A 20,552-nucleotide genomic window follows, 5' to 3' on the forward strand; every position below is an offset into this window, starting at 1 on the left:
TCAGAAGAACATCATTCTGCAAGCATCAGTTCGCCACTCGCCACGATGACCGCGGGACCGGAAAGGTAGCTGGTGTCCTCGTCGAGGATGACGGTCAGCGTGCCGCCGACCACCTCGACCGTCCAGGTGCCCGTGCTGTCGCCCGACAGGCTCGCGGCGGCGACGGCCGTGGCCACCGCTCCGGTGCCGCACGACCGGGTCTCGCCGGAGCCGCGCTCGAAGACGCGCATCACCGCGCGGCTGGTGCCCACCGGGTTGAAGAGCTCGATGTTGACGCCGCCGGGGAAGACCCCCGTGTCGAAGCCCGGCTGGTGGGCGAGGTCGAGCTGGGCGACGGGATCGCCGATGGCGCAGGCCAGGTGCGGGTTGCCCATGTCGATGTACAGGCCGGTGTATTCGTGTGAGCCGACGGTGGCCACGCTCTCGCCGTGGACGACGGGCCGGCCCATGTCGACCGTGACGTCGCCGTTCGGCTCGACGCGGACCTTGCGCAGGCCGCCACGGGTGGCCACCGCGAACTCCGAGTGCTCCACCAGCCCGGCGTCGATCAGATAGCGGACGAACACGCGCACGCCGTTGCCGCACATCTCCGCCACGCTGCCGTCGGCGTTGCGGTAGTCCATGAACCATTCGGCCGCCGACGCCTGCTCGGCCACCTCGTGGCTCTGCTTGGTGCGCGCGACCCTGAGCACACCGTCGGCCCCGATCCCTGTCCTCCTGTCGCAGATCTTCGCGACGAGCGAGGCTGAGACGTCCAGCTCGCCGTCGGGATCAGGCAGGATGACGAAGTCGTTCTCGGTGCCGTGCCCCTTGAGAAAGCGCATTCTGAAAGTTTATGCGCACCGGCTCGCCGCGATTCGGTCGAGGGATCGCTCAAGGAGATCGGGTGCGTCGTAGGGCAGCCAGCACACCCGCGGATCACGGCGGAACCACGACTCCTGACGGCGCGCGAAGCGCCTGGTCAGCCGGATGGTCTCCGCGATCGCCCGCTCCTCGCTCCACTCGCCCTCCAGGAAGCGGATGACCTGGGCGTACCCGAGGGCGCGGCTCGCCGTGCGGCCCTCGGCCAGCCCTTCGCCGAGCAGCCCTCGCACCTCGTCGACCAGGCCCGCCCGCCACATGCGCTCGACCCTGACCGCGATCCGCTCGTCCAGCTCCGTCCTCGGCACCTCGAGCCCGAGCTGCACGGTCGGGTAGACCGCTTCGTAGGAGGGCATCGTGGCCGAGAACGGGCGCCCGGAATGTTCGATCACCTCAAGGGCGCGGACGATGCGGCGGCCGTTGCTGGGCAGGATCGCCGCCGCGGCGGCCGGGTCCATCCCGCGCAGCCGTTCGTACAGCTCGGCGGCGCCGCGCTCGGCCAGCTCCGCCTCCAGCCTCGCCCTGATCTCCGGGTCGGTGCCGGGGAACTCCAGCTCGTCGATGGCCGCCCGCACGTAGAGCCCGCTGCCGCCGACCAGGACCGGCACGTCGACGCGGTCGAAGACGGCCCTGGCCAGCTTCTGGTATTCGGCCACGCTGGCCGTGACCGTGACGTCCCACACGTCCAGCAGGTGGTGGGGAACCCCGCGCTGCTCGGCCGGGGTCAGCTTGGCCGTGCCGATGTCCATCCCCCGGTAGAGCTGCATGGAGTCGGCGTTGACGCACTCGCCCCCCAGCCGGAGCGCGAGGTCGACGGCGAGATCGGACTTTCCCGCCGCGGTGGGGCCGACGACGGCGATGACGGGCTGCTGGCTCACGCTGACCAGTCTGCTAGAGGTCGAGCAGCGTCGGTTGCAAATAGCCCTCATGGGTCAGCAGCCGGCGCTTGGTCTCCACGCCCTCGCCGCCGCTGAAGCCGCCCAGGCCGGTGCCCGCGATCACGCGGTGACAGGGCACGAAGATCGGGATCGGGTTGGAGCCCATGATCGAGCCGATGCCACGGGCCGGCACGCTGGAGCCGCTGCGGCGGGCCAGCTCGCCGTAGGTGACGGCGGTGCCGTACGGGACCTGGTGGAGGGCCTGGAGCACCCGCAGCCGCGAGCCGGACATCAGGCGCCAGTCGATCGGCGTCTCGAAGACCTTCAGGTCGCCGGCGAAGTAGGCGTTCAGCTCCGCGACCGCGAAGGCCGTACGATCCGCATCATGAACCTCAGGCAGGCCGAGCCGGTCGGCCAGGCGCGCACGCGACCCGTGCGCCGACGCCCAGCCCGACGCCACGAGGCCGGTCTCGGTGACGGCCAGCACGAACGGGCCGACCGGGGTCGGCACCTCGGCGAAGGCGGCGGTCTCTGCGGCGGCGGGCATCATGTCCTCACGTGAGCTCGTGGTGCTGGGCACCGCCAGCGCGGTCCCTACCCGACACCGTAACCACAATGGCTACCTCCTGCGCTGGGACGGTCAGGGCTTCCTGTTCGACCCGGGCGAGGGCACGCAGCGGCAGATGGTGCACGCCGGAGTCAGCGCGCACGACGTGCACTGGCTCTGCGTCACGCACTTCCACGGCGACCACTGCCTGGGCGTGCCGGGCGTGGTGCAGCGCATCGCCCGCGACAGGGTCAGGCACCCGGTGCGGGCACTCTTCCCCGGCTCCGGCGAACCCTACTGGCGCAGGCTCCGCCACGCCGCCGTCTTCGCCGACACGTCCGTCATCTCCGAACATCCCCTCGACGGCGACCTCACCGCTGTCGGCCCGCTGACCGCGCGCCGCCTGTCCCATCCGGTCGAGTCCTACGGCTACCGCCTCCAGGAGCCGGACGGCCGCCGCATGCTGCCTGAGCGGCTGGCCGCCCACGGCATCCGCGGCCCCGAGGTCGGCGAGCTGCAGCGCACCGGCTCCGTACGCGGCGTCACGCTCGACCGGTGCAGCGAGCCCAAGCCGGGGCAGAGCGTGGCCTTCGTGATGGACACCCGGCTCTGCGACGCCGTCTTCGAGCTGGCGTCGGGGGCCGACCTGCTGGTGATCGAGTCGACGTTCCTGTCATCGGAGAGCGCGCTGGCCAAGGAGTACGGGCACCTGACGGCGTTCGAGGCGGGTTTGGTGGCGGCGGACGCGGGGGTGCGCAGGCTCGTGCTCACGCACTTCTCCGAGCGGTACGGGTTCGCCGAGGAGCCGGCCTTCGCCGCCGAGGCGCGGCGCAGCTTCGACGGCGAGGTGGTGCTCGCCCGCGACCTGATGAAGATCCCCGTGCCGCGCCGCCGTCAGTAGGGGCTCCGGCCCTCCCTGACCTTCGCCAGCAGCCCACGTGTGTAGTCGGCGGACGCGCGGTGCAGCCCGCTGCCGAAGCTGATCCTGGCCACCCCGAGCTCGGCCAGGCGCGCCGGCGAGGGGCCTCCCGGCTGGAACAGGATGTTGACCATCCCGCCCAGCTCGCCGGCCAGCGCCCGGATCTCCTCCTCGTCCGCCAGGCCGATCGGGTAGACGCAGTCGGCTCCCGCCTCCAGATAGCGCCGTGCGCGCTCGACGGCCGCGGCGCGGTCGCCGTGTCCGTGCAGGTACAGGTCGATCCTGGCGTTGATCACCAGGCCCGGGCCCGCGGCGGCGCGCACCTCGGCGAGGAAGTCCGCCTGGACTCCGGGCTCCACCATCTCGCCGGTGCCGGGGACGGAGTCCTCCAGGTTGCACCCGACGGCTCCTGCGCCAGCCAGCGCCTCGGCGAGCGCGGCCGGTTCGAGCGCGTACCCGCGCTCGACGTCGGCGGTGACGGGCACGTCGACCGCTCTGGCCACGCGCGCCACGGCCGCCATCATCTCGTCGGCAGGGGTGCCCTCGCCGTCCTCGTAGCCCAGCACGCGCGAGACGGCGGCGCTGCCGGTGGCGACCGCGGGAAAACCGGCATCCTGTACGGCCCGCGCCGACGCGGCGTCCCAGACGTTGGGGAGAACCAGCGGAGTGCCCGGCACGTGAAGGGCTCGAAGCGCGTCCGCCTTGTCAGTCGTCATGCGGCGACCCTACGGAGCACCCCGGCACCGCCGAAGGTCCAATACCGGCGAATTACGGCAAGCCACTTCACCGGCGTCCGAACGAGTGATCCGCCCGGGCACGAGGGGGGCGCGAGCACCCGGCCGCTCAAGGGCGAGCGGCCCCGGCCTCCCTGGGGCCTACAAGGGCGAGCCCCTGACGTCTTCGATGGCGAGCGTCCCGGACCTTCCTGACACCCTCAGCAGCCGCCCGTGGCGCACTGGCCGTTGACCAGGCCCGCCGGGCCGTCGGCCGGGGTGTCGGCCTCGTCCTGCGCAGGCTTGCTCGGGGACGTCGTCGCGGGCTTCTTGCCGGTGCCGGTCTGCTTGGTGCCATCGGACGGGTTGGAGCCCGTCGAGCCCGTGTCGTGGTTGCCGGGGCCGCCCTCGCCGCCGTTGTCCGTCCTGGCGTCGCCCATGCTGCCGTCGTCCTCGCCGGTCGGCAGGTTGTCGTCAGGAGCGTCGGTCTCGGCGTCACCCATGGTCGCGTCGTCGTCACCCTGAAGTTCTTCGCCGCCGACGCTCTGTGAGGGCCCCGGCTGGGCGCCTCCGGGCTGTGCGGGATCGGCGGGGTTTCCCGCCAGGAAGTAGCCGCCGCCGGCCGCCGCCACCAGGGCGACCGCCACCGAGGCGACGATCACGGCGATCTTCTTGTTGTTCTTCGAGGGTTTGTGCCCTGGGGGCGCATTTCTCGAAGCCGGGCGGGTGTCCCCAGGCCCAACCAGGATCTCCTGGTGATCCGGCTCACGCGAACCTTGCATGGTGCTGCAGCTCCCTGCGGTCGTATCGGGAAAGCTCACCGGCTTCCGCGGGTGATGGACCACACTAGCCGCAACACCGGAATGCTCGCAGAACAATCACGAAGGAATCACGACTTGTCCCCCCTTAGATCCATAAGACCAGGTAGCCGCGCCAACCTGGCACCGCTGGCCGGAACAGCCGGGGTACTCGTCACCGCGACCCTGGGAATTTTCCTGGCATTCACCGGCTCCTCAGAACCGTCTCCGCAAAGCTCCGCCGAATTCGATCAGGACTCTCCGCATTCCTCAAGATCAATGACACCTCCGCCGCCACTCTGGGCGTCGAACATGACACAAAGGGCGACCGCGGCCCAATCTTCCGGGCCATTTCTTGGAACGTTCCCGCAACCGTCCGCACAGACCGTGGACGCCGTGATGGGGCCGTTGGCGCCGCCGTGGATCCAACCCGTCCCGCCGCCCTGGGACATCACGGGAACGCCTCCCTGGGGCACCCGGACACCGCCCTGGGGCACGCTCGAACCCGGCCGCCCGTCACCGGCCACGGGCCCGCCGGCCGCGACCGCGCCCCCGGGCTCACCGGCGCCCTTCCCCGGACGCACGGCCGCACCTCCACCGCCCGTCCGCGACCGGTCGGCGGCGCCCCGGGCACCCGTCCAGGTACGGTCCGCGGCGCCCCGCCCGGAGGGCTCGCCCTCTCCGCAGTCGCCCCCTCAGCCGCCTCCCCGCGACCCCGCGCCGACCCGGCGCCCGGTCGTCCCCGCGCCCCCGGCCCGCGGCATCGATCCCTGCGCCACGTTCGACGACTTCCGCCGGCAGCCCTGCTACAGCTTCCTCGACCGCCTCACTCGCTGACGCTTCGCCACGGGATGCGGCCCGCCTGTCGGTGCCGTGCACCGGACAGGCGGGCCGCACAGCAGGAGGGCAGGTGGTGTGCCGGGGATCTGCGGACGTCACGCAACCGATCCGGCCGGGAGTGAGCCCACCGCCCCCAGTAGGCCTTGTTCGTCCAACAGCGGCCGAAGCACCTACGGCCGGGGCGGGCACCTCGGCCGGGGAGCGTCTGCTTGGCGGCCTCGACGAGCGCGGCGAAGGCAGGCGTCAGCCCTCAGGCAGAGAGGGCTGACGCCGGGGTCAGTGGGCCGAGCAGGCGCCCGACGGGGCGGTGGTGGGAGCGGGGCGGCCGACGGTGGGCATGCCGAGCAGCACCCCCGGACCCGTGGAGGGACCGGCCTGGCGGGACTCCCAGGCGTCACCCGCCCGCGTCCGCCTGACCTCGTATGCGGGGCCGTCCGCCACCAGGTGGTGCGGGGCCGCGTACGTCACCTCGACCGTCACCATGTCACCCGGCCGGGGAGTCTCCGGGCCCACGGCGAAGTGCACGAGCCGGTTGTCGGGCGCACGGCCGGACAGCCGGCGGGTGGCGTCGTCCTTGCGCCCCTCGCCCTCGGCGACCAGGACCTCGAGCGTCCGGCCCACCTGCTTCTTGTTCTCCTCCCACGAGATCTCCTCCTGGAGGGCCACCAGCCGCTCGTAGCGTTCCTGGACGACCTCCTTGGGGATCTGGTCGTCCATGGTGGCCGCCGGCGTGCCGGGACGGATGGAGTATTGGAAGGTGAAGGCGTTGGCGAAGCGGCTCTGCCTGACGACGTCGAGCGTGGCCTGGAAGTCCTCCTCGGTCTCGCCGGGGAAGCCGACGATGATGTCGGTCGAGATGGCCGCGTCCGGCATGGCGGCGCGCACGCGTTCGATGATGCCGAGGTAGCGCTCGGCGCGGTAGGAGCGGCGCATCGCGCGCAGCACCCGGTCGGAGCCCGACTGCAGCGGCATGTGCAACTGGTGCATGACGTTGGGCGTCTCGGCCATGGCGGCGATCACGTCGTCGGTGAACGCGGCGGGGTGGGGCGAGGTGAAGCGGACCCGCTCCAGGCCCTCGACGGAGCCGCACGAGCGCAGCAGCTTGCCGAAGGCCAGCCGGTCGCCGAACTCCACGCCGTAGGTGTTGACGTTCTGGCCCAGCAGCGTGACCTCGAGGACGCCCTGGCCGACGAGGGTCTCGACCTCGGCCAGGATCTCGCCGGGCCGGCGGTCCTTCTCCTTGCCGCGCAGGGAGGGGACGATGCAGAACGTGCAGGTGTTGTTGCAGCCGACCGAGACGGCCACCCAGGCGGCGTAGGCGGACTCGCGCCTGGTGGGCAGCGTCGAGGGGAAGACCTCGAGCGACTCCTTCAGCTCGACCTGCGCCTCGCCCTCGATGCGGGCGCGCTCCAGCAACACCGGCAGCGAGCCGATGTTGTGGGTGCCGAAGACCACGTCGACCCATGGCGCCCTGCGGACGATCTCGCCCTGGTCCTTCTGGGCGAGGCAGCCGCCCACGGCGATCTGCATGCGCGGGTTGCTCACCTTGGCGGGCCGCAGGTGGCCGAGGTTGCCGTAGAGGCGGTTGTCGGCGTTCTCCCGCACGGCACACGTGTTGAACACGACCACGTCGGCGGTCTCGCCGTCGGGGGCGGGCACGTAGCCGGCATCCTCCAGCAGGCCGGAGAGCCGTTCGGAGTCGTGGACGTTCATCTGGCACCCATATGTGCGCACTTCATAGGTGCGGGCGCTCTCCTGGGTCACAGTCATGGCGCTTTCCAGGGTAGTCGTTGTCAGGCTTGAGACGGCCCGTACGGATCTAAAAGACCAGCTTGACGGCACGATGTGATCGGATCGGTACCACCCGGTTAGTGACCAGCGTCTTAATGCCCTCTACCGTTTGGGTGCATGACGGAGAACGGCGACGGCGCTCCACTGGTTCGGTTGGAGAACGTCAACAAGCACTTCGGGGCGCTGCATGTCCTGAAGAACATCAACTTGACCGTCTCTCGTGGCGAGGTTCTGGTCGTCATCGGCCCGTCGGGCGGCGGGAAGTCCACGCTCTGCCGCGCGATCAACCGGCTGGAGACGATCAGTGACGGGCAGATCATATTTGACGGCCAGGTCCTGCCCGAGGAGGGCAAGGCGCTGGCGAGGCTGCGTTCCGACGTCGGCATGGTCTTCCAGTCGTTCAATCTGTTCGCTCACAAGACCATCCGGGAGAACGTCACGCTCGGCCCGATCAAGGTGCGCGGCATCGCGCGCGACGCGGCCAACAAGCGTGCGATGGAGCTTCTCGAACGGGTAGGCATCGCGGCGCAGGCGGACAAATATCCGGCCCAGCTGTCGGGTGGCCAGCAGCAGCGGGTCGCCATCGCCAGGGCGCTGGCGATGGACCCGAAGATGATCCTGTTCGACGAGCCGACCTCGGCACTGGACCCCGAGATGGTGCAGGAGGTGCTCGATGTCATGGTCGGGCTGGCCCGTGACGGGATGACCATGGTGGTCGTCACGCACGAGATGGGTTTCGCCCGCCGCGCCGCCAACCGCGTGGTGTTCATGGCAGACGGGCAGATCGTCGAGGAGAACACCCCCGACGAGTTCTTCACCAACGCGCAGACCGACCGGGCGCGCGACTTCCTTTCGAAGATCCTCACGCACTGAGATGAGGCAGGTACACATGCATATGCGTCGAACGGGAGCGGTGCTCTCGGTAGCGGCTCTGGCCGCCGGCCTGACGGCTTGCGGTGGCGACGAGCAGACGTACGCCACCGTGCTGGAGAAGGTCCAGGGCGCCAACAAGATCGTGGTCGGCACCAAGTGGGACCAGCCGAGCCTGGGCCTGAAGATGGGCGCCGAGCCCGAGGGTTTCGACGTTGACGTGGCCAAGGCCCTGGTGAAGGAGCTGGCCGGCGGCAAGGAGGTCGAGATCGAGTGGAAGGAGTCGGCCTCGTCCAACCGTGAGCCGTTCCTCCAGAACGGCACGGTCGACATGGTCGTCGCCACTTATTCCATCACCGAGGAGCGCAAGGGCAAGGTCACCTTCGGCGGCCCCTACGTGATCGCCCACCAGGACGTCATGGTCCGCAAGGACGACACCTCGATCAACAGCCCGCAGGACCTCAAGGGCAAGAAGATCTGCAAGGCCGCCGGCTCCAACTCCTACAAGCGCATCACCGAAGGGCCACCGGACGGCGAACTCGACATCGACGCCACGACCGTCGACGCGGCCAACTACTCCGAGTGCGTGCAGAAGCTGACCGGCAGCAACCTCGACGCCGTCACCACCGACGACCTGATCCTGGCGGGCTTCGCCAAGCAGGCCGGCGGCAACTTCAAGGTGCTGGGCCAGGGCTTCACCGACGAGAAGTACGGCGTCGGCCTGAAGAAGGGCGACACGAAGACGTGCGAGGCCGTCAACACCGCGGTGAAGAAGCTGTGGGACAACGGCACCATGAAGCAGCTGCTGGACAAGTGGTTCGGCGGCACCCAGGGCCTGAAGCTGTCCGAGGCCGCGCCGCCGGCCGAGGGCTGCAGCTGATCACGTCGGCGACCGCGGCCGGCCCCCCGGCCGCCTGTCGCCCTTGCGGTGGAGCACGATGGACGAACTAATCACATACGCCCCCGACCTCGCGCTCGGGTTCCTGGAGAACGTCAAGCTCGCGCTCGTGGCCCTGGTCGCCTCCTTGATCATCGGTACGGTCCTGGTCGCGATGCGGGTCTCCCCCACGCCGGTGTTGCGGGCGGCGGGCACGATCTACGTCAACGTTGTCCGTAACACCCCCCTGACGCTGGTGCTGGCGTTCTCGGCGCTGGGCCTGAGCGACCAGCTCGGCCTGGTCTTCTCCGACGAGCCGCGGTCCAACTCGTTCTGGCTCGTCGCGATGGGCCTGTCGCTCTACACGGCGGCCTTCGTGTGCGAGGCGCTGCGCTCGGGCGTCAACACGGTGCAGATGGGACAGGCCGAGGCCGCCAGGGCGATCGGCCTGACGTTCAGCCAGTCACTGACGATGATCATCCTGCCTCAGGCGTTCCGCGCCGTGGTCGCCCCGCTGGGCAGCGTGATCATCGCCATGATCAAGAACACCACGGTCGCCACCGCCGGCGGGTTCCTCGCCGACGCGGCGGCCGTGATGAAGGAGACGTTCGACCAGACCGGCGCGTCGATCCCCATCTTTCTCGGCATCGTCGTCGCCTTCATGGTGCTGACCATGCCGATCGGGTTCTTCACCGGCTGGTTGTCGCGGCGCCTGGCGGTGGCCCGATGAGCACTTCTGTCCTGTTCGACGCCCCCGGGCCGCGCGGGCGGGTGCGCAACCACGCCCTCACCGTCGTCAGCCTCATCGCCGTCGGGGCGGTCGTCTACGGCGTCTTCAAAGGCTTCGACGCCAAGGGCCAGTGGGAAGGCAAGATCTGGCAGCCGTTCCTGCAGTGGGAGACGTGGGAGTTCTACATCATCCCGGGTCTCATCGGCACCTTGAAGGCGGCGGCCGTGGCCGCGGTGCTCGCGCTCGCCTTCGGCGCGATCTTCGGCCTGGCCCGGCTTTCGGACCATGCCTGGATCAGGGTCCCGGCCGGCGTGGTGGTGGAGGTCTTCAGGGCCATCCCCCTGCTGCTGCTGATCTTCTTCATCTTCTACCTGGCCCCGTTGCTGATGGGCGGCGGCGACTACGCGTTCATGGCGGTGGTCGTCGGCCTGATGCTCTACAACGGCTCGGTGCTCGCCGAGGTCGTCAGGGCCGGCGTGCAGGCCGTCCCCAGGGGGCAGTCGGAGGCCGCCTACGCGGTGGGCATGCGGAAGAACCAGGTCATGCGGCTGGTGCTGTTGCCGCAGGCCGTCACGGCGATGATGCCGGCGATCGTCAGCCAGCTCGTGGTGCTGCTGAAGGACACCGCGCTCGGCTACATCATCGCCTACGTCGACCTGCTCAACACCGGCTTCAAGATCCTTCCTGCCCGGTTCTTCGGCTCGTTGATCCCGGCGGCGATCGTCATCGGCATCATCTACGTCGCGCTCAACATGGCCCTGAGCTACCTGGCCACCTGGCTGGAGGGGCGCAGCAGGCGCAGCCGCAAGACCGCGGCCAAGCCGGTCACGCCGGCCGTGGGCATGGGCGAAGGCGCCGCCTGACGGTGTACGGGCGGTGAACGCACCGCCCGTACACCGATAAATCCCCAAGAAAGTCCCACTTCTCCGTTGGAGGCGTTGAAAGACCGGCCTGCGCGCGTTATTCAGCCGACAAGCTCCTCTTACAGGAGATGATCGGGGTGACCATGCGTGGGGCGGCGCTCGCGGGGGCGGCCATGGCCGTGTGCCTGGCGGCGTGCGGCGGAAACGGCTCATACTCCACCGTCGCGGAGAAGATCAGAGAAGGCGGCACGGTCACGGTCGGCACCAAGTGGGACCAGCCGGGCGTGGGCCTCAAGACCGGGCCCGGCGCCCCCGAGGGTTTCGACATCGACGTCGCCCGCTACATCGTCCGCTACCTCGCGGGCGGGGAGGACGTACGCATCACGTGGCGCGAGGCCCCCTCCTCCGCCCGGGAGGCGCTGCTCCAGAACGGCACCGTCGACATGGTCGTCGCCTCCTACTCCATCACCATGTCGCGCAGGCCCCGGGTGACGTTCGCCGGCCCGTACGTGAGCGCGTACCAGGACACGATGGTCCGCTCCGACGACACCTCCATCCAGAAGACGAGCGACCTGGCGGGCCAGCGCATCTGCCTGGCCAAGGGCTCCAACTCCTACCGGCGCATCGTCGACCCGCCGCCGGACGGCAAGCTGGACCTGCCGGCCATCCTCGTGCCCGCGGCCAACTACTCCGAGTGCGTACGCAAGCTCCTCGACCGCCGGCTCGACGCGGTGAGCACCGAGAACCTGGCCCTGGCCGGGTACGTCGAGCAGGACCCCAAGAAGCTCAGGCTGCTCAACGACCCGATCAGCGAGGAGCAGTGGGCCGTCGGCCTCAAGGAGGGCGAGATCGCCACGTGCGAGGCCGTCGACGAGGCGATCACCATGATGTGGGCGGACGGCACGGCCGCCCGGCTGCTGCAGAAATGGTTCGGCGAGACGGGGCTCGACCTGCCCACGGCTCCACCGCCACCCGCGGGCTGCCCCTGATCCAAGATCCGGCCAGCACGCTCGCCGATCTTCCGGCAGGATGCGGGTATGCCCTTCTGGCCCTCCCCCATCTCGACCAGAGACGTGGCGAACGCAGGCGTGCGTCCCAGCTGGCCCACGGTCCGGGGCGGCAAGGTGTGGTGGACCGAAGACCGCCCCGAGGAGGGCGGACGCACCACGATCGTGTGCCGCGCCGCCGACGGCACCCACCGCGAGCTGCTGCGAGCCCCGTGGTGCGCGCGCACCCGGGTGCACGAGTACGGCGGCAGGCCCTACACCGTGACCCCCGGCGGCGAGGTGGTCTTCGCCAACCTCAACGACCAGCGCCTGTACATCCTGACGGATGGCGGTGAGCCCGAGCCGCTCACCGGCGACGGCTGCCGCTACGCCGACCTGGTCGTGCACGACGGCCAGGTGTGGGGCGTACGCGAGCGGCACGGCGACGACGGCAAGGTGACCCGGGCCATCGTGTCGATCCCGCTGGACGGCGGCGACCCTCGCACCTGGGTCACGGGCTGCGACTTCTACGCCTCCCCCGCCCTCTCCCCTGACGGGCGGCACCTGGCTTACCTCTGCTGGAACCACCCGCTCATGCCCTGGGACGGCACCGAGCTGCGGGTCGTCCGCCTCTCCAGCGGCGAGGAATGGACCGTGCGCGGCGGGCCCGCCGAATCCGTGCTCGCCCCCGCCTGGAAGGACGACACCCACCTCTACCTGATCTCCGACTCCTCAGGATGGTGGAACCTCTACGAAAGCGGTCTGCGGGGCGGGGACACACGGGCGGTCCATCCCGCCGAGGAGGAGTTCGCGGCGCCGCCGTGGCAGCTGGGCGGCCGGCCGTACACCGTGCTCGGCGACGGGCGCATCGCGGTCCTGCACGGGCGCGGCGACCTGCGGATGGGCGTGCTCGACCCCGAGTCGGGCACGCTGACCGACCTTGACGTGCCCTGTTCGGGGTGGGACGCGGCGCTGGCGGCCGAGGGCATGTCGGTGGTCGGGGTCGGCTACTCCGCCACGCTCCCCCGGTCGGTCGTCCAGGTGGACACGGCGGCGGGCACGCACGTCGCGCTCGGCCAGGACGTCGCGCGCCTGCCCGACCCCGCCTGCCTGCCGCTTCCCCGGGCGGTGGAGACGCCGGCCCCCGCGTTCCTCTATCCGCCGCACGGACCGGCGACCACCGGCGTCCCCCCATACGTGATCTTCGTGCACGGCGGCCCGACGGCCTGCGCCGACAGCGCGCTCGACCTGGAGAAGGCGTTCCTGACCTCGCGCGGCATCGGCGTGCTCGACGTCAACTACGGCGGCTCCACCGGCTACGGCAGGCCCTACCGCGACCGGCTGAAAGGGCAGTGGGGCCTGGTGGACGTCGCCGACACGATCGCCGCCGCACGGTGGCTGGCCGCCGAAGGCCTGGCCGACCCCGCCAAGATCGCGGTCCGCGGCAGCAGCGCGGGCGGCTGGACCGTGCTGGCCGCGTGCTGCCGGTCCGACGTGTTCGCGGGCGGCGTCTCCTACTACGGCATCAGCGCGCTCGCGCCCCTCTCCGAGCACACCCACGACTTCGAGTCACGCTACGTGGAGTGGCTGGTGGGGCCGGAAGACCCGCAGGTCTACGCCGCCCGCGAACCGCTCGGCCTCGTCGACGGCGTGACCTGCCCCATGCTGCTCCTGCAAGGGCTCGACGACCCCGTGGTGCCGCCCCAGCAGTCGGCGGCCTTCGCCGACGCGCTCTCCGAACGCGGCATCCCGTGCACCTATCTCTCCTTCGACGGGGAGTCGCACGGCTTCCGCCGCACCGAGACGCGGGCCGCGGCGCTCGCCGCCGAGCTCGCCTTCTACCAGCAGCTCTTCGCCTAACGGGCGAACTCTGTGGCCCTCGACTCCCTGACCACGCTGATGCGGATCTGTCCCGGGTAGGTCAGCTCCTCCTCCACCTGCTTGGCCACGTCGCGGGCGATCACCTGCGCCTGGATGTCGTCGACCGCGTCGGGCTTGACCATGACGCGGATCTCCCGGCCGGCCTGCATGGCGAAGACCTTCTCCACCCCGTCGTACGACTGCGCGATCTCCTCCAGCCGCTCCAGCCGCTTGACGTACGCCTCCAGGGACTCACGGCGGGCCCCTGGACGGCTGCCGCTGATCGCGTCGGCGGCCTGCGTGAGCACCGCCTCGACGGTGCGGACCTCCACCTCGTTGTGGTGCGCCTCGATGGCGTGCACCACGTCCTCCTCCTCGCCGTAACGGCGGGCGATCTCCGCGCCGATCAGCGCGTGACTGCCCTCGACCTCGTGCGTGAGAGCCTTGCCGATGTCGTGGAGCAGGGCGCAGCGCTTCATCAGCCGCTGGTTCATCTTCAGCTCGGCGGCCATGATGCCGGCGATGTGCGCGGACTCGATCAGGTGCTTGAGGACGTTCTGTCCGTAAGAGGTGCGGTAGCGCAACTGCCCGAGCAGCAGCGTCAGCTCGGGATGCATGTCGGTGATGCCCAGCTCGACCAGGGCGTCCTCGCCGGCCCGCGCGCACAGGTCCTGGACCTCCTGGCGGCTGCGGTCATGGGCCTCCTCGATGCGCTGGGGATGGATGCGGCCGTCGAGCACCAGCTTCTCCAGCGTCAGCCTGGCGGTCTCCCTCCGCACCGGGTCGAAGCACGACAGCAACACCGCCTCGGGCGTGTCGTCGATGATCAGGTTGACCCCGGTCGTGGACTCGAAGGCGCGGATGTTACGCCCCTCGCGCCCGATGATCCGGCCCTTCATCTCGTCGCCCGGCAGATGCAACACGCTGACGACCGACTCCGCCGTCTGCTCCGCCGCCACCCGCTGCACGGCCAGCGTCACGATCTTGGTGGCCCGCTTCTCGCCCTCCTTGCGGGCGGCCCCCTCGATCTCCCTGACGATCAGGGCGGCCTCGCGCTTGGCTTGGTTCTCGATCTCCCTGACCAGCTCCGCCTTGGCCTGCGCGCCGGTCAACCCGGAGACCCGCTCCAGGATGACCCGCCGCTCCTCCTCCACCTGGAGCAGCTCCTCACGCCGGTCGGCCAGCTCGACTTCGGTCTCGGCGAGCTTCCTGTCACGCTCGGACTGCCGTCTGGCCTCCTCGTCCAGCCGCTGCTCGCGCTCGGCCAGCCTGGCCTCCCTGCGCTCCAGATCGGCCCGTAGCTCTTTGAGCTCCGACTTGAGGATCCGGGCCTCCTCTTCGACCTCCCGCCGCATCTGCGCCGCGCTCTCGGCAGCGCTCTCCGACCTGCGCAGGATCTCCTCGGCGTCGGTCTCCGCCTTGTGGCGGATCTCCCGCGCCTCCTCACGCGCCTGCTCGAGCTCCTCGTGAACGGCCTGCACCTGCTCGGAGCTCGGCTTGCCGGAACGTGGCAGCGGACCGGACGTGCGACGTATGACGACGAGAAGCGCGACGATCATCCCGAACGCGAGCACGAGCACCGCCACCATCAGCACCACGACCAGCGGCCCCATGTGCGCCCCGCCCTCCTCGCGTCGTCAACACCTCATAACGCGGCCACAAACGGGAGGGGTCACAAGCACGCCACGGACAGCCCGGTCATCACCTGGGTCGATGCCCAGCCAAGGCTGACCGGGCGTCGGCTCGGAAAGCCGACACCTCGCCTGCCTCGATCGCCCAAGCTCGCTCGTCCGTCGTTCACCGGTATGGCAATCCGCACTGCGCGGAGTAACTCCTCACTGCCGTCGAGGTTATGCGTCGAACAGGTCACGAGCAAGCAAACGCGTCTCCAAGCGTGTCTTACGGACCCGCATCGCCACATCCACCACAAGATCCGCCATTGCTCCCGGAAACCGCCGGAATCCGGGAGCCTCCCCGTGCCGGGAGCGGACGTCCCTCAGGTGGACCGGTTGACGGCGCCCGGCACTCCGCCAGGCTGACGGCGGGTCACGTCAGGGGAAGTCTTCTTCCATGTCGATGCCCTCCTGTTCCAGGGCTTCCCGGATGACCCGGAAGGCCAGGCCCGAGGAGTAGCCCTTGCGGGCGAGCATGCCGGCGAGGCGGCGGGTGCGGGCGCGCGGGTCGAGGGATCGGGTCGCGGCCAGCTTGCGCTCCACCAGCCGGCGAGCGGTCTCCGCCTCCTGGTCGGGCTCGAGGCGGTCGACGGCTTCCTTGACCGTGTCGGTGTCGACGCCCCGATGGCGCAGCTCGGCGGCCAGGGCGCGCTTGGCCAGGCCCCGACCGTGGTGCCTGGAGTCGACCCAGGCCGCGGCGAACGCCTCGTCGTCGATCAGCCCCAGCTCTGAGAACCGGCTGAGCACCGCCTCCGCGGCGTCGTCCGGCACTTCCCGCTTGCGCAGAGCTTCGGCGAGCTGGGCTCGGGTCTTGGGAGCCATGGTGAGAAGGCGCAGGCAGATGGCCCGGGCCACCGACTCCGGGTCGGCGGCCGGAGCGGCCCCGGCCGGGCTCTCGGCGTCAGGGCCCTCGGGCAACCATCCTTTCGCCCTCTTCTCACCGCGCCTGCCGGACCTGCTGGACCGGCGCTCCCCGCCCGATCGTTTCTTACCGCCCTCGGCCTGCTCCCCGGCGAACCAACTGCTCCCGGCCAGCACCTCGGAATGCCATCCGCCGTCTCCGTCGCCGGAGGGCGAAGGTTGCTCCGCCCGACCGCCATCACGCGCACCAGAGCCGTCAGGTCCCGGAGGCGGGGTCGCACCTCGCCCCGGCTCTTCCGGGGCATCCCGGACACGCTGGTCATCACGCCCCGGACCATCGCCGTCCGGGCGGGAGCAGCCCGGCGGCGGAGGCGGGGATCCGGGCACGGTGGAATCCGCAGCCGGGCTCCCGGAACCCGTAGGGGCGTTGCCGGGCTCGGTGTCGGGGGTGCGCAGGCGGTTGCGCCATTGGTCGAGCGACGGCCAGCCGTCCGCCGCCGAGAGAGCGAGGTCGCGACCGCGCGGCGAGGTGGTGTTGGGCCAGGCGCCCCGGTTGTGCGGCTGGGGCGCCTGCGGCCGGTCCGGGTTATTCATAGGTCAACGATCAGACGTCACCCGGCTTGGGGGTGGACTTCGAACCACGACCGGAAGGAGCAGCCGCCGGAGCCGGAGCCGGAGCGGCGGCCTCGGCGGGAGTGTCCAGGCGCGGGCCCACACCCAGCTTGTCCTTGATCTTCTTCTCGATCTCGTTGGCCATGTCGGGGTGGTTACGCAGGAAGTTGCGCGCGTTCTCCTTGCCCTGGCCGAGCTGGTCGCCTTCGTAGGTGTACCAGGCGCCGGACTTGCGCACGAAGCCGTGCTCCACACCCATGTCGATGAGGCCGCCCTCGCGGGAGATGCCCACGCCGTAGAGGATGTCGAAGTCGGCGACCCGGAAGGGCGGGGCCATCTTGTTCTTCACGACCTTGACCCTGGTGCGGTTGCCGACCGCCTCCGTGCCGTCCTTGAGCGTCTCGATGCGGCGAATGTCCATCCGGACCGAGGCGTAGAACTTGAGCGCCTTGCCACCCGTCGTCGTCTCGGGGCTGTTGTGGACCATGACACCGTCGACGAAGTAGTTGTGCGTCCCCTCGATCTCGAGGTCGAACTTCCTCATCGAGCGGGTCTTCGGCTTGATGCGAATGTCGAGGATCCGTGAGGGCACAAGCCGCGGCTCGGGGTCGGTGAACTCCGGCTCGACCGCGAACTGGCCGCGGTAGCGAGGCAGGAGCTTGTAGGCCATCGAGGGGTGGACGTAGGGCGCCACCAGCTTCTGGAACGTGGCCGACGATTCCGTGTCGAACTGCAGGACGGCCACACCTCGGGCCCCGCGATGCTGAACCTTCACGTTGAGGCCATAGGTGTCACACAGGTAGTCACGAAGACGCTCCTGGGAGCCCTGGCTCATCGCCTCGACGCAGATCTCGATGCGACCGGAACCGCCTTCGGTGCGCTGCTGGAGCCCCTTCGAACGGAGCGTGAACGAGCCATCGTCCATGTACCACACCGCCAGAGCCAGCGGTGTCAGCGCCTTGAGGTATTCCGAGGTGATGTGCTTCTTGCCGCCACCGAGATAGACCACCTGGCGCAGCTCTTCAAGCTCGGGAAGAGGAGTGAAGTCGGCGAAGACCGCGCCCTTGGCATTGGTGCTGCGGCTGTGGGTGATGTTGCCCAGCATCGAGCACTTCCAGGACAGATAATCCTCCTGCTTGGCGCCATGCCCCATGCGGAAGCGAACGCCGGTGCGGCCACGGCGATTGGGCGACAGGTTTCCATCTCCCATCAGCGACCCCAGGATGACCTGCCACTGCTTGTCGCTCAGGCGGTGGGTCTCCGTGAGCATGACGCGATCTCCCGCGATCAGCTCACCAGCGTCACGCCAGCCGCCCGGGGTGCGGATCTGGTGGTTCTCCGTCGCAGCGAACTGGGCCTTTCCGTTTCCGCCCGACTTGGCCACAGTGAACTGCAGGAACCGCTCGGCGTTGCCGTTGTCGAACCAGTTGACGATGCGGCGGGGAACGAGCTTGTCGGTCTCCGGGTCGTAGGAGAGAACCTCGACGTCCATCTTCTGATTGACGATCTTGCCGATTTTCTCCTGTGTGCCGTCGGCGAGCGTGACGCGCGTGCCGTACGACATGCAGCCGAACATCACACCGATCTTCTCGCGGAGCTGGTTGATGAAGATCGCGGTGGTGCCGGTGCTGCTCAGGGCACCGGCGATCTTGCGCAGCGCCTGGGACATGAGGCGGGCCTGGAGGCCGACGTGGCTGTCGCCCATCTCGCCCTCGATCTCGGCCTTGGGCACGAGCGCGGCCACCGAGTCGATGACGATGATGTCGACGGCGCCGGACCTGATGAGCATGTCGGCGATCTCGAGCGCCTGCTCACCGGTGTCGGGCTGGGAGACCAGCAGGGCGTCGGTGTCGACGCCGAGCTTCTTGGCGTATTCGGGGTCGAGGGCGTGCTCGGCGTCGACGAACGCCGCGATGCCGCCGGCCCGCTGGGCGTTGGCCACCGCGTGCAGGGCGATGGTCGTCTTGCCCGAGGACTCGGGGCCGTAGACCTCGACGATGCGGCCGCGCGGCAGGCCGCCGATGCCGAGGGCCACGTCGAGGGAGATCGATCCTGTGGGGACCACCTCGATGGGAGCTCGGGCGTCATCGCCCAGGCGCATCACTGAGCCCTTGCCGAACTGCCGCTCGATCTGAGCGAGCGCGGTCTCGAGGGCCTTCTCGCGGTCGTTGATAGCCATGGAACTCCCCCTGGAGGATCGTGGTCCGGTCAGTCGGGTGAAAGCTACGGCCTGCCACCGACATTTTCTGGGACTGCCGGGGAAGACGTGGCTGGGGCGTGCTCCTATCGTAGCCGAACGACTGTTCGAGCACAGCGGGAACACGCCACGAACCGCGCCCGCCCTGAAGTCGATCAGCGCAGGTGATCCAAGGTACGCCAGGACGTTCCGGCGGTGGCAGGGTTTCCAGCATCGCCGCCGGGAGTCCGCCAGGACTGGATCGTCGAAGAGGTGACCTCGGCGCTGCCCACCCGGATCCTCATGGATTGCGGGCGCTGGAAGCCCGCGCTCCGCGTGACTCCGCGATCTCGCCACGTGATGTTCGCGAAGGGGGCGGCCCCGGCGTGTTGTCATGCGCGGTGAGCTGGGGAGACTCACTGCAGGGCGAGAGCTTGGAGGCGGCGACGTGGCGAGCGGCTTCACCGGGGAACGGCGCGTCCATCTGGAGTCGCTCGCCGAACTGCTGCCCGACGTGGGCCTGGTCAGCCGGTTGGTCGGCGAGGACGATCCGGTGTTGTGGGTGTGGCATCCGCACACCGGCCGACAGACGATCATCTTCGCGACGCCGTCCGGCCAGGGCTGGCTCTTCCTGTGGTCTCCCGGCGGGCAGGGCAGTGCCGACGATCTGGAGAGCACGGCCGCCGCGCTGCGCCGGGCGCTGGACGCGGCCCAGCCCTAGCCGCTTCAGCGCAGCTTGGGCGAGACGTCCTCCACCTGGCACACGGCGCGCCAGACGGTCTTGGCGCTCTCACCGTCGGCCAGGGCCTGCGTCACTGTGCGCCCGCCGAGCGGGGCGAGCACGTAGTCGCGCGCCCATGACTCGGCGTAGGTCTCACCGAAGTGAGCGTTCATCCGTCTCCAGAACTCGGTCAGGCGCATGCACCCAAGTATGGAAGCCCGCCACGGGTGGGTAGGACATCCCCATGCCAAAGACCCCCAAGTCTTCACCCCCGAAGTCAGCCATCGCCAGGGCCAACAGGGCCAGGCGCCGCCGGTTGCAGCTCGCGCTGCGCCTCGCCGTACGGAAGGAGAAGGAGGAGCGCGCCGAGCGGCACGCGGGCATCAGGCGGTTACCGCGTGCGGGCAGGCCGCGAACGCGCAGGGCGTCGCGCCGCTAGGTCACATCACCCGGGCGCCGTACATCTCACCGAGATGGTCGGCGAGCAGTTCCAGGCGGGCGCCGTCGGGGTCCTTGAAGTAGATGGAGGCGCCGCTCTCGATCTGGTGCGGCACGCCGGCCATCTCCAGCTTCCCGCGCAGTCGTTCCCACGTGGCGGGGTCGACGGAGATCGCGATGTGGTGCAGCCCGCCCAGCACTTCCTGGTACGGCCCGAGGTCGAGGCCGGGGAAGTCGAAGAAGGCGAGCAGGTTGCCGTTGCCGATGTCGAAGAAGAAGTGGCTGGAGCCCTTGTAGTCGCGGTTTTCGATGATCTCGGTGAGCGGGAACTCCAGGAGTTCCTGGTAGAACGTTATGGTCCTTTCCACGTCGGACGACAGCAGGGCCACGTGGTGCAGGCCCCGCGCGCTGCTGGACGGCCGGTGCGGTAAGACGTGACGCCGCCTGAGCTCCGCACGGCGGGCTTCGATGGACGCGTAGTCAATGGTCACGGTCGCTGTATGTCCGCCATGGCACCCGCTCAATCACGCGCCGTCGTG

General features: G+C 69.7%; 20 protein-coding genes and 3 pseudogenes. 9 read left to right on the forward strand and 14 right to left on the reverse strand.

Going from position 1 to position 20,552, the window contains the following annotated elements; all coding sequences use genetic code 11:
• Nucleotides 1–11: 11 nt before the first annotated feature.
• The 3 genes from dapF to ABGA98_RS21940 are packed head-to-tail and all read right to left on the reverse strand — an operon-like array spanning nucleotide 12 to nucleotide 2,289.
• Complete coding sequence (dapF, locus tag ABGA98_RS21930; protein WP_347620229.1) at nucleotides 12–824, reverse strand: diaminopimelate epimerase; 813 nt, start codon at nucleotides 822–824, stop codon at nucleotides 12–14.
• A 9-nt stretch (nucleotides 825–833) separates the two neighbouring features.
• Entirely contained in the window at nucleotides 834–1,739 is a 906-nt protein-coding gene (gene miaA, locus ABGA98_RS21935) for a tRNA (adenosine(37)-N6)-dimethylallyltransferase MiaA (protein ID WP_347620230.1), read from the reverse strand.
• Nucleotides 1,740–1,752: 13 nt separating this feature from the next.
• On the reverse strand, nucleotides 1,753–2,289 hold the full coding sequence (locus tag ABGA98_RS21940; protein ID WP_347620231.1) for a methylated-DNA--[protein]-cysteine S-methyltransferase: 537 nt from the start codon (nucleotides 2,287–2,289) through the stop codon (nucleotides 1,753–1,755).
• On the opposite strand from ABGA98_RS21940, the gene ABGA98_RS21945 reads away from it, so the two are divergent.
• Entirely contained in the window at nucleotides 2,288–3,187 is a 900-nt protein-coding gene (locus tag ABGA98_RS21945; protein WP_347620232.1) for a ribonuclease Z, read from the forward strand. The genes ABGA98_RS21940 and ABGA98_RS21945 overlap by 2 nt on opposite strands.
• Here the strand turns inward: ABGA98_RS21945 and ABGA98_RS21950 are convergent.
• The 3 genes from ABGA98_RS21950 to miaB all read right to left on the reverse strand — a co-directional run bounded on the left by ABGA98_RS21950 (nucleotide 3,181) and on the right by miaB (nucleotide 7,325).
• Nucleotides 3,181–3,921, reverse strand: coding sequence for an isocitrate lyase/phosphoenolpyruvate mutase family protein (locus tag ABGA98_RS21950; RefSeq protein ID WP_347620233.1), 741 nt, complete (start codon nucleotides 3,919–3,921; stop codon nucleotides 3,181–3,183). The genes ABGA98_RS21945 and ABGA98_RS21950 overlap by 7 nt on opposite strands.
• Nucleotides 3,922–4,139: 218 nt before the next feature.
• Nucleotides 4,140–4,580, reverse strand: coding sequence for a hypothetical protein (locus tag ABGA98_RS21955; protein ID WP_347620234.1), 441 nt, complete (start codon nucleotides 4,578–4,580; stop codon nucleotides 4,140–4,142).
• Nucleotides 4,581–5,831: 1,251 nt separating this feature from the next.
• Nucleotides 5,832–7,325 (reverse strand): tRNA (N6-isopentenyl adenosine(37)-C2)-methylthiotransferase MiaB, encoded by a 1,494-nt coding sequence (miaB, locus tag ABGA98_RS21960; protein WP_347620235.1) that lies wholly within the window; start codon nucleotides 7,323–7,325, stop codon nucleotides 5,832–5,834.
• Between the two features lie 138 nt (nucleotides 7,326–7,463).
• On the opposite strand from miaB, the gene ABGA98_RS21965 reads away from it, so the two are divergent.
• The 6 genes from ABGA98_RS21965 (at nucleotide 7,464) to ABGA98_RS21990 (ending at nucleotide 13,532) form a co-directional block, all read left to right on the forward strand.
• Nucleotides 7,464–8,219: an amino acid ABC transporter ATP-binding protein gene (locus ABGA98_RS21965; protein WP_347620236.1), complete on the forward strand. Its 756-nt coding sequence runs from the start codon at nucleotides 7,464–7,466 to the stop codon at nucleotides 8,217–8,219.
• Between the two features lie 40 nt (nucleotides 8,220–8,259).
• Nucleotides 8,260–9,096, forward strand: a complete 837-nt coding sequence (locus ABGA98_RS21970) for a glutamate ABC transporter substrate-binding protein (protein WP_347620237.1) — start codon at nucleotides 8,260–8,262, stop codon at nucleotides 9,094–9,096.
• 58 nt (nucleotides 9,097–9,154) lie between these two features.
• Nucleotides 9,155–9,823 (forward strand): amino acid ABC transporter permease, encoded by a 669-nt coding sequence (locus ABGA98_RS21975; RefSeq protein WP_347620238.1) that lies wholly within the window; start codon nucleotides 9,155–9,157, stop codon nucleotides 9,821–9,823.
• The gene (locus ABGA98_RS21980) at nucleotides 9,820–10,686 is read left to right on the forward strand and encodes an amino acid ABC transporter permease (RefSeq protein ID WP_347620239.1); all 867 of its coding nucleotides are present in this window, start codon (nucleotides 9,820–9,822) and stop codon (nucleotides 10,684–10,686) included. Before ABGA98_RS21975 ends, ABGA98_RS21980 begins: the two co-directional genes overlap by 4 nt.
• Before the next feature lie 143 nt (nucleotides 10,687–10,829).
• The gene (locus ABGA98_RS21985; protein WP_347620460.1) at nucleotides 10,830–11,675 is read left to right on the forward strand and encodes a glutamate ABC transporter substrate-binding protein; all 846 of its coding nucleotides are present in this window, start codon (nucleotides 10,830–10,832) and stop codon (nucleotides 11,673–11,675) included.
• Nucleotides 11,676–11,723: 48 nt separating this feature from the next.
• Nucleotides 11,724–13,532 carry a prolyl oligopeptidase family serine peptidase gene (locus ABGA98_RS21990; RefSeq protein ID WP_347620240.1) on the forward strand — a complete coding sequence of 603 codons (1,809 nt, stop codon included), beginning with the start codon at nucleotides 11,724–11,726 and terminating at the stop codon, nucleotides 13,530–13,532.
• On the opposite strand, the gene rny is transcribed toward ABGA98_RS21990, so the two are convergent.
• From rny to recA, 6 genes and pseudogenes are all read right to left on the reverse strand, one after another.
• Nucleotides 13,529–15,145 (reverse strand): ribonuclease Y, encoded by a 1,617-nt coding sequence (gene rny / locus ABGA98_RS21995; protein WP_347620241.1) that lies wholly within the window; start codon nucleotides 15,143–15,145, stop codon nucleotides 13,529–13,531. The two genes, ABGA98_RS21990 and rny, sit on opposite strands and share 4 nt — an antisense overlap.
• 438 nt (nucleotides 15,146–15,583) lie before the next feature.
• Entirely contained in the window at nucleotides 15,584–16,660 is a 1,077-nt protein-coding gene (gene recX / locus ABGA98_RS22000; RefSeq protein WP_347620242.1) for a recombination regulator RecX, read from the reverse strand.
• Nucleotides 16,661–16,670: 10 nt separating this feature from the next.
• A complete protein-coding gene (locus ABGA98_RS22005) occupies nucleotides 16,671–16,970 on the reverse strand; it encodes a hypothetical protein (protein WP_347620461.1) in 300 nt (99 codons plus the stop codon).
• Nucleotides 16,971–17,397, reverse strand: a pseudogene (locus ABGA98_RS22010) (hypothetical protein); the annotation flags it as partial. It abuts the gene before it with no gap.
• Nucleotides 17,394–17,948: pseudogene (locus ABGA98_RS22015) on the reverse strand (LAGLIDADG endonuclease); the annotation flags it as partial. The pseudogenes ABGA98_RS22015 and ABGA98_RS22010, both read right to left, overlap by 4 nt.
• Before the next feature lie 60 nt (nucleotides 17,949–18,008).
• Nucleotides 18,009–18,857: pseudogene (recA, locus tag ABGA98_RS22020) on the reverse strand (recombinase RecA); the annotation flags it as partial.
• 445 nt (nucleotides 18,858–19,302) lie between these two features.
• Here recA and ABGA98_RS22025 point away from each other — a divergent pair.
• Nucleotides 19,303–19,575, forward strand: coding sequence for a hypothetical protein (locus ABGA98_RS22025; protein ID WP_347620243.1), 273 nt, complete (start codon nucleotides 19,303–19,305; stop codon nucleotides 19,573–19,575).
• Between the two features lie 5 nt (nucleotides 19,576–19,580).
• Here the strand turns inward: ABGA98_RS22025 and ABGA98_RS22030 are convergent, their stop codons facing one another.
• The gene (locus ABGA98_RS22030) at nucleotides 19,581–19,775 is read right to left on the reverse strand and encodes a DUF3046 domain-containing protein (protein WP_132596118.1); all 195 of its coding nucleotides are present in this window, start codon (nucleotides 19,773–19,775) and stop codon (nucleotides 19,581–19,583) included.
• A 44-nt stretch (nucleotides 19,776–19,819) separates the two neighbouring features.
• Here ABGA98_RS22030 and ABGA98_RS22035 point away from each other — a divergent pair, with 44 nt between their 5' ends.
• Nucleotides 19,820–20,014, forward strand: coding sequence for a hypothetical protein (locus tag ABGA98_RS22035; RefSeq protein ID WP_347620244.1), 195 nt, complete (start codon nucleotides 19,820–19,822; stop codon nucleotides 20,012–20,014).
• Between the two features lies 1 nt (nucleotide 20,015).
• On the opposite strand, the gene ABGA98_RS22040 is transcribed toward ABGA98_RS22035, so the two are convergent.
• The gene (locus tag ABGA98_RS22040) at nucleotides 20,016–20,504 is read right to left on the reverse strand and encodes a VOC family protein (RefSeq protein WP_347620246.1); all 489 of its coding nucleotides are present in this window, start codon (nucleotides 20,502–20,504) and stop codon (nucleotides 20,016–20,018) included.
• Between the last annotated feature and the right edge of the window lie 48 nt (nucleotides 20,505–20,552).

It is taken from the genome of Nonomuraea sp. B1E8 (genome assembly GCF_039871515.1).
GTDB lineage: Bacteria > Actinomycetota > Actinomycetes > Streptosporangiales > Streptosporangiaceae > Nonomuraea.

Coding starts and splice junctions, on each gene's coding strand:
- ABGA98_RS21980 (WP_347620239.1), top strand. CDS start 9,820: ATGAGCACTTCTGTCCTGTTCGACGCCCCCGGGCCGCGCGGGCGGGTG.
- ABGA98_RS21950 (WP_347620233.1), bottom strand. CDS start 3,921: ATGACGACTGACAAGGCGGACGCGCTTCGAGCCCTTCACGTGCCGGGC.
- rny (WP_347620241.1), bottom strand. CDS start 15,145: ATGGGGCCGCTGGTCGTGGTGCTGATGGTGGCGGTGCTCGTGCTCGCG.
- recX (WP_347620242.1), bottom strand. CDS start 16,660: ATGAATAACCCGGACCGGCCGCAGGCGCCCCAGCCGCACAACCGGGGC.
- ABGA98_RS21965 (WP_347620236.1), top strand. CDS start 7,464: ATGACGGAGAACGGCGACGGCGCTCCACTGGTTCGGTTGGAGAACGTC.
- ABGA98_RS21985 (WP_347620460.1), top strand. CDS start 10,830: ATGCGTGGGGCGGCGCTCGCGGGGGCGGCCATGGCCGTGTGCCTGGCG.
- ABGA98_RS22030 (WP_132596118.1), bottom strand. CDS start 19,775: ATGCGCCTGACCGAGTTCTGGAGACGGATGAACGCTCACTTCGGTGAG.
- ABGA98_RS21975 (WP_347620238.1), top strand. CDS start 9,155: ATGGACGAACTAATCACATACGCCCCCGACCTCGCGCTCGGGTTCCTG.
- ABGA98_RS21945 (WP_347620232.1), top strand. CDS start 2,288: ATGTCCTCACGTGAGCTCGTGGTGCTGGGCACCGCCAGCGCGGTCCCT.
- ABGA98_RS22035 (WP_347620244.1), top strand. CDS start 19,820: ATGCCAAAGACCCCCAAGTCTTCACCCCCGAAGTCAGCCATCGCCAGG.
- ABGA98_RS21990 (WP_347620240.1), top strand. CDS start 11,724: ATGCCCTTCTGGCCCTCCCCCATCTCGACCAGAGACGTGGCGAACGCA.
- miaB (WP_347620235.1), bottom strand. CDS start 7,325: ATGACTGTGACCCAGGAGAGCGCCCGCACCTATGAAGTGCGCACATAT.
- ABGA98_RS21940 (WP_347620231.1), bottom strand. CDS start 2,289: ATGATGCCCGCCGCCGCAGAGACCGCCGCCTTCGCCGAGGTGCCGACC.
- dapF (WP_347620229.1), bottom strand. CDS start 824: ATGCGCTTTCTCAAGGGGCACGGCACCGAGAACGACTTCGTCATCCTG.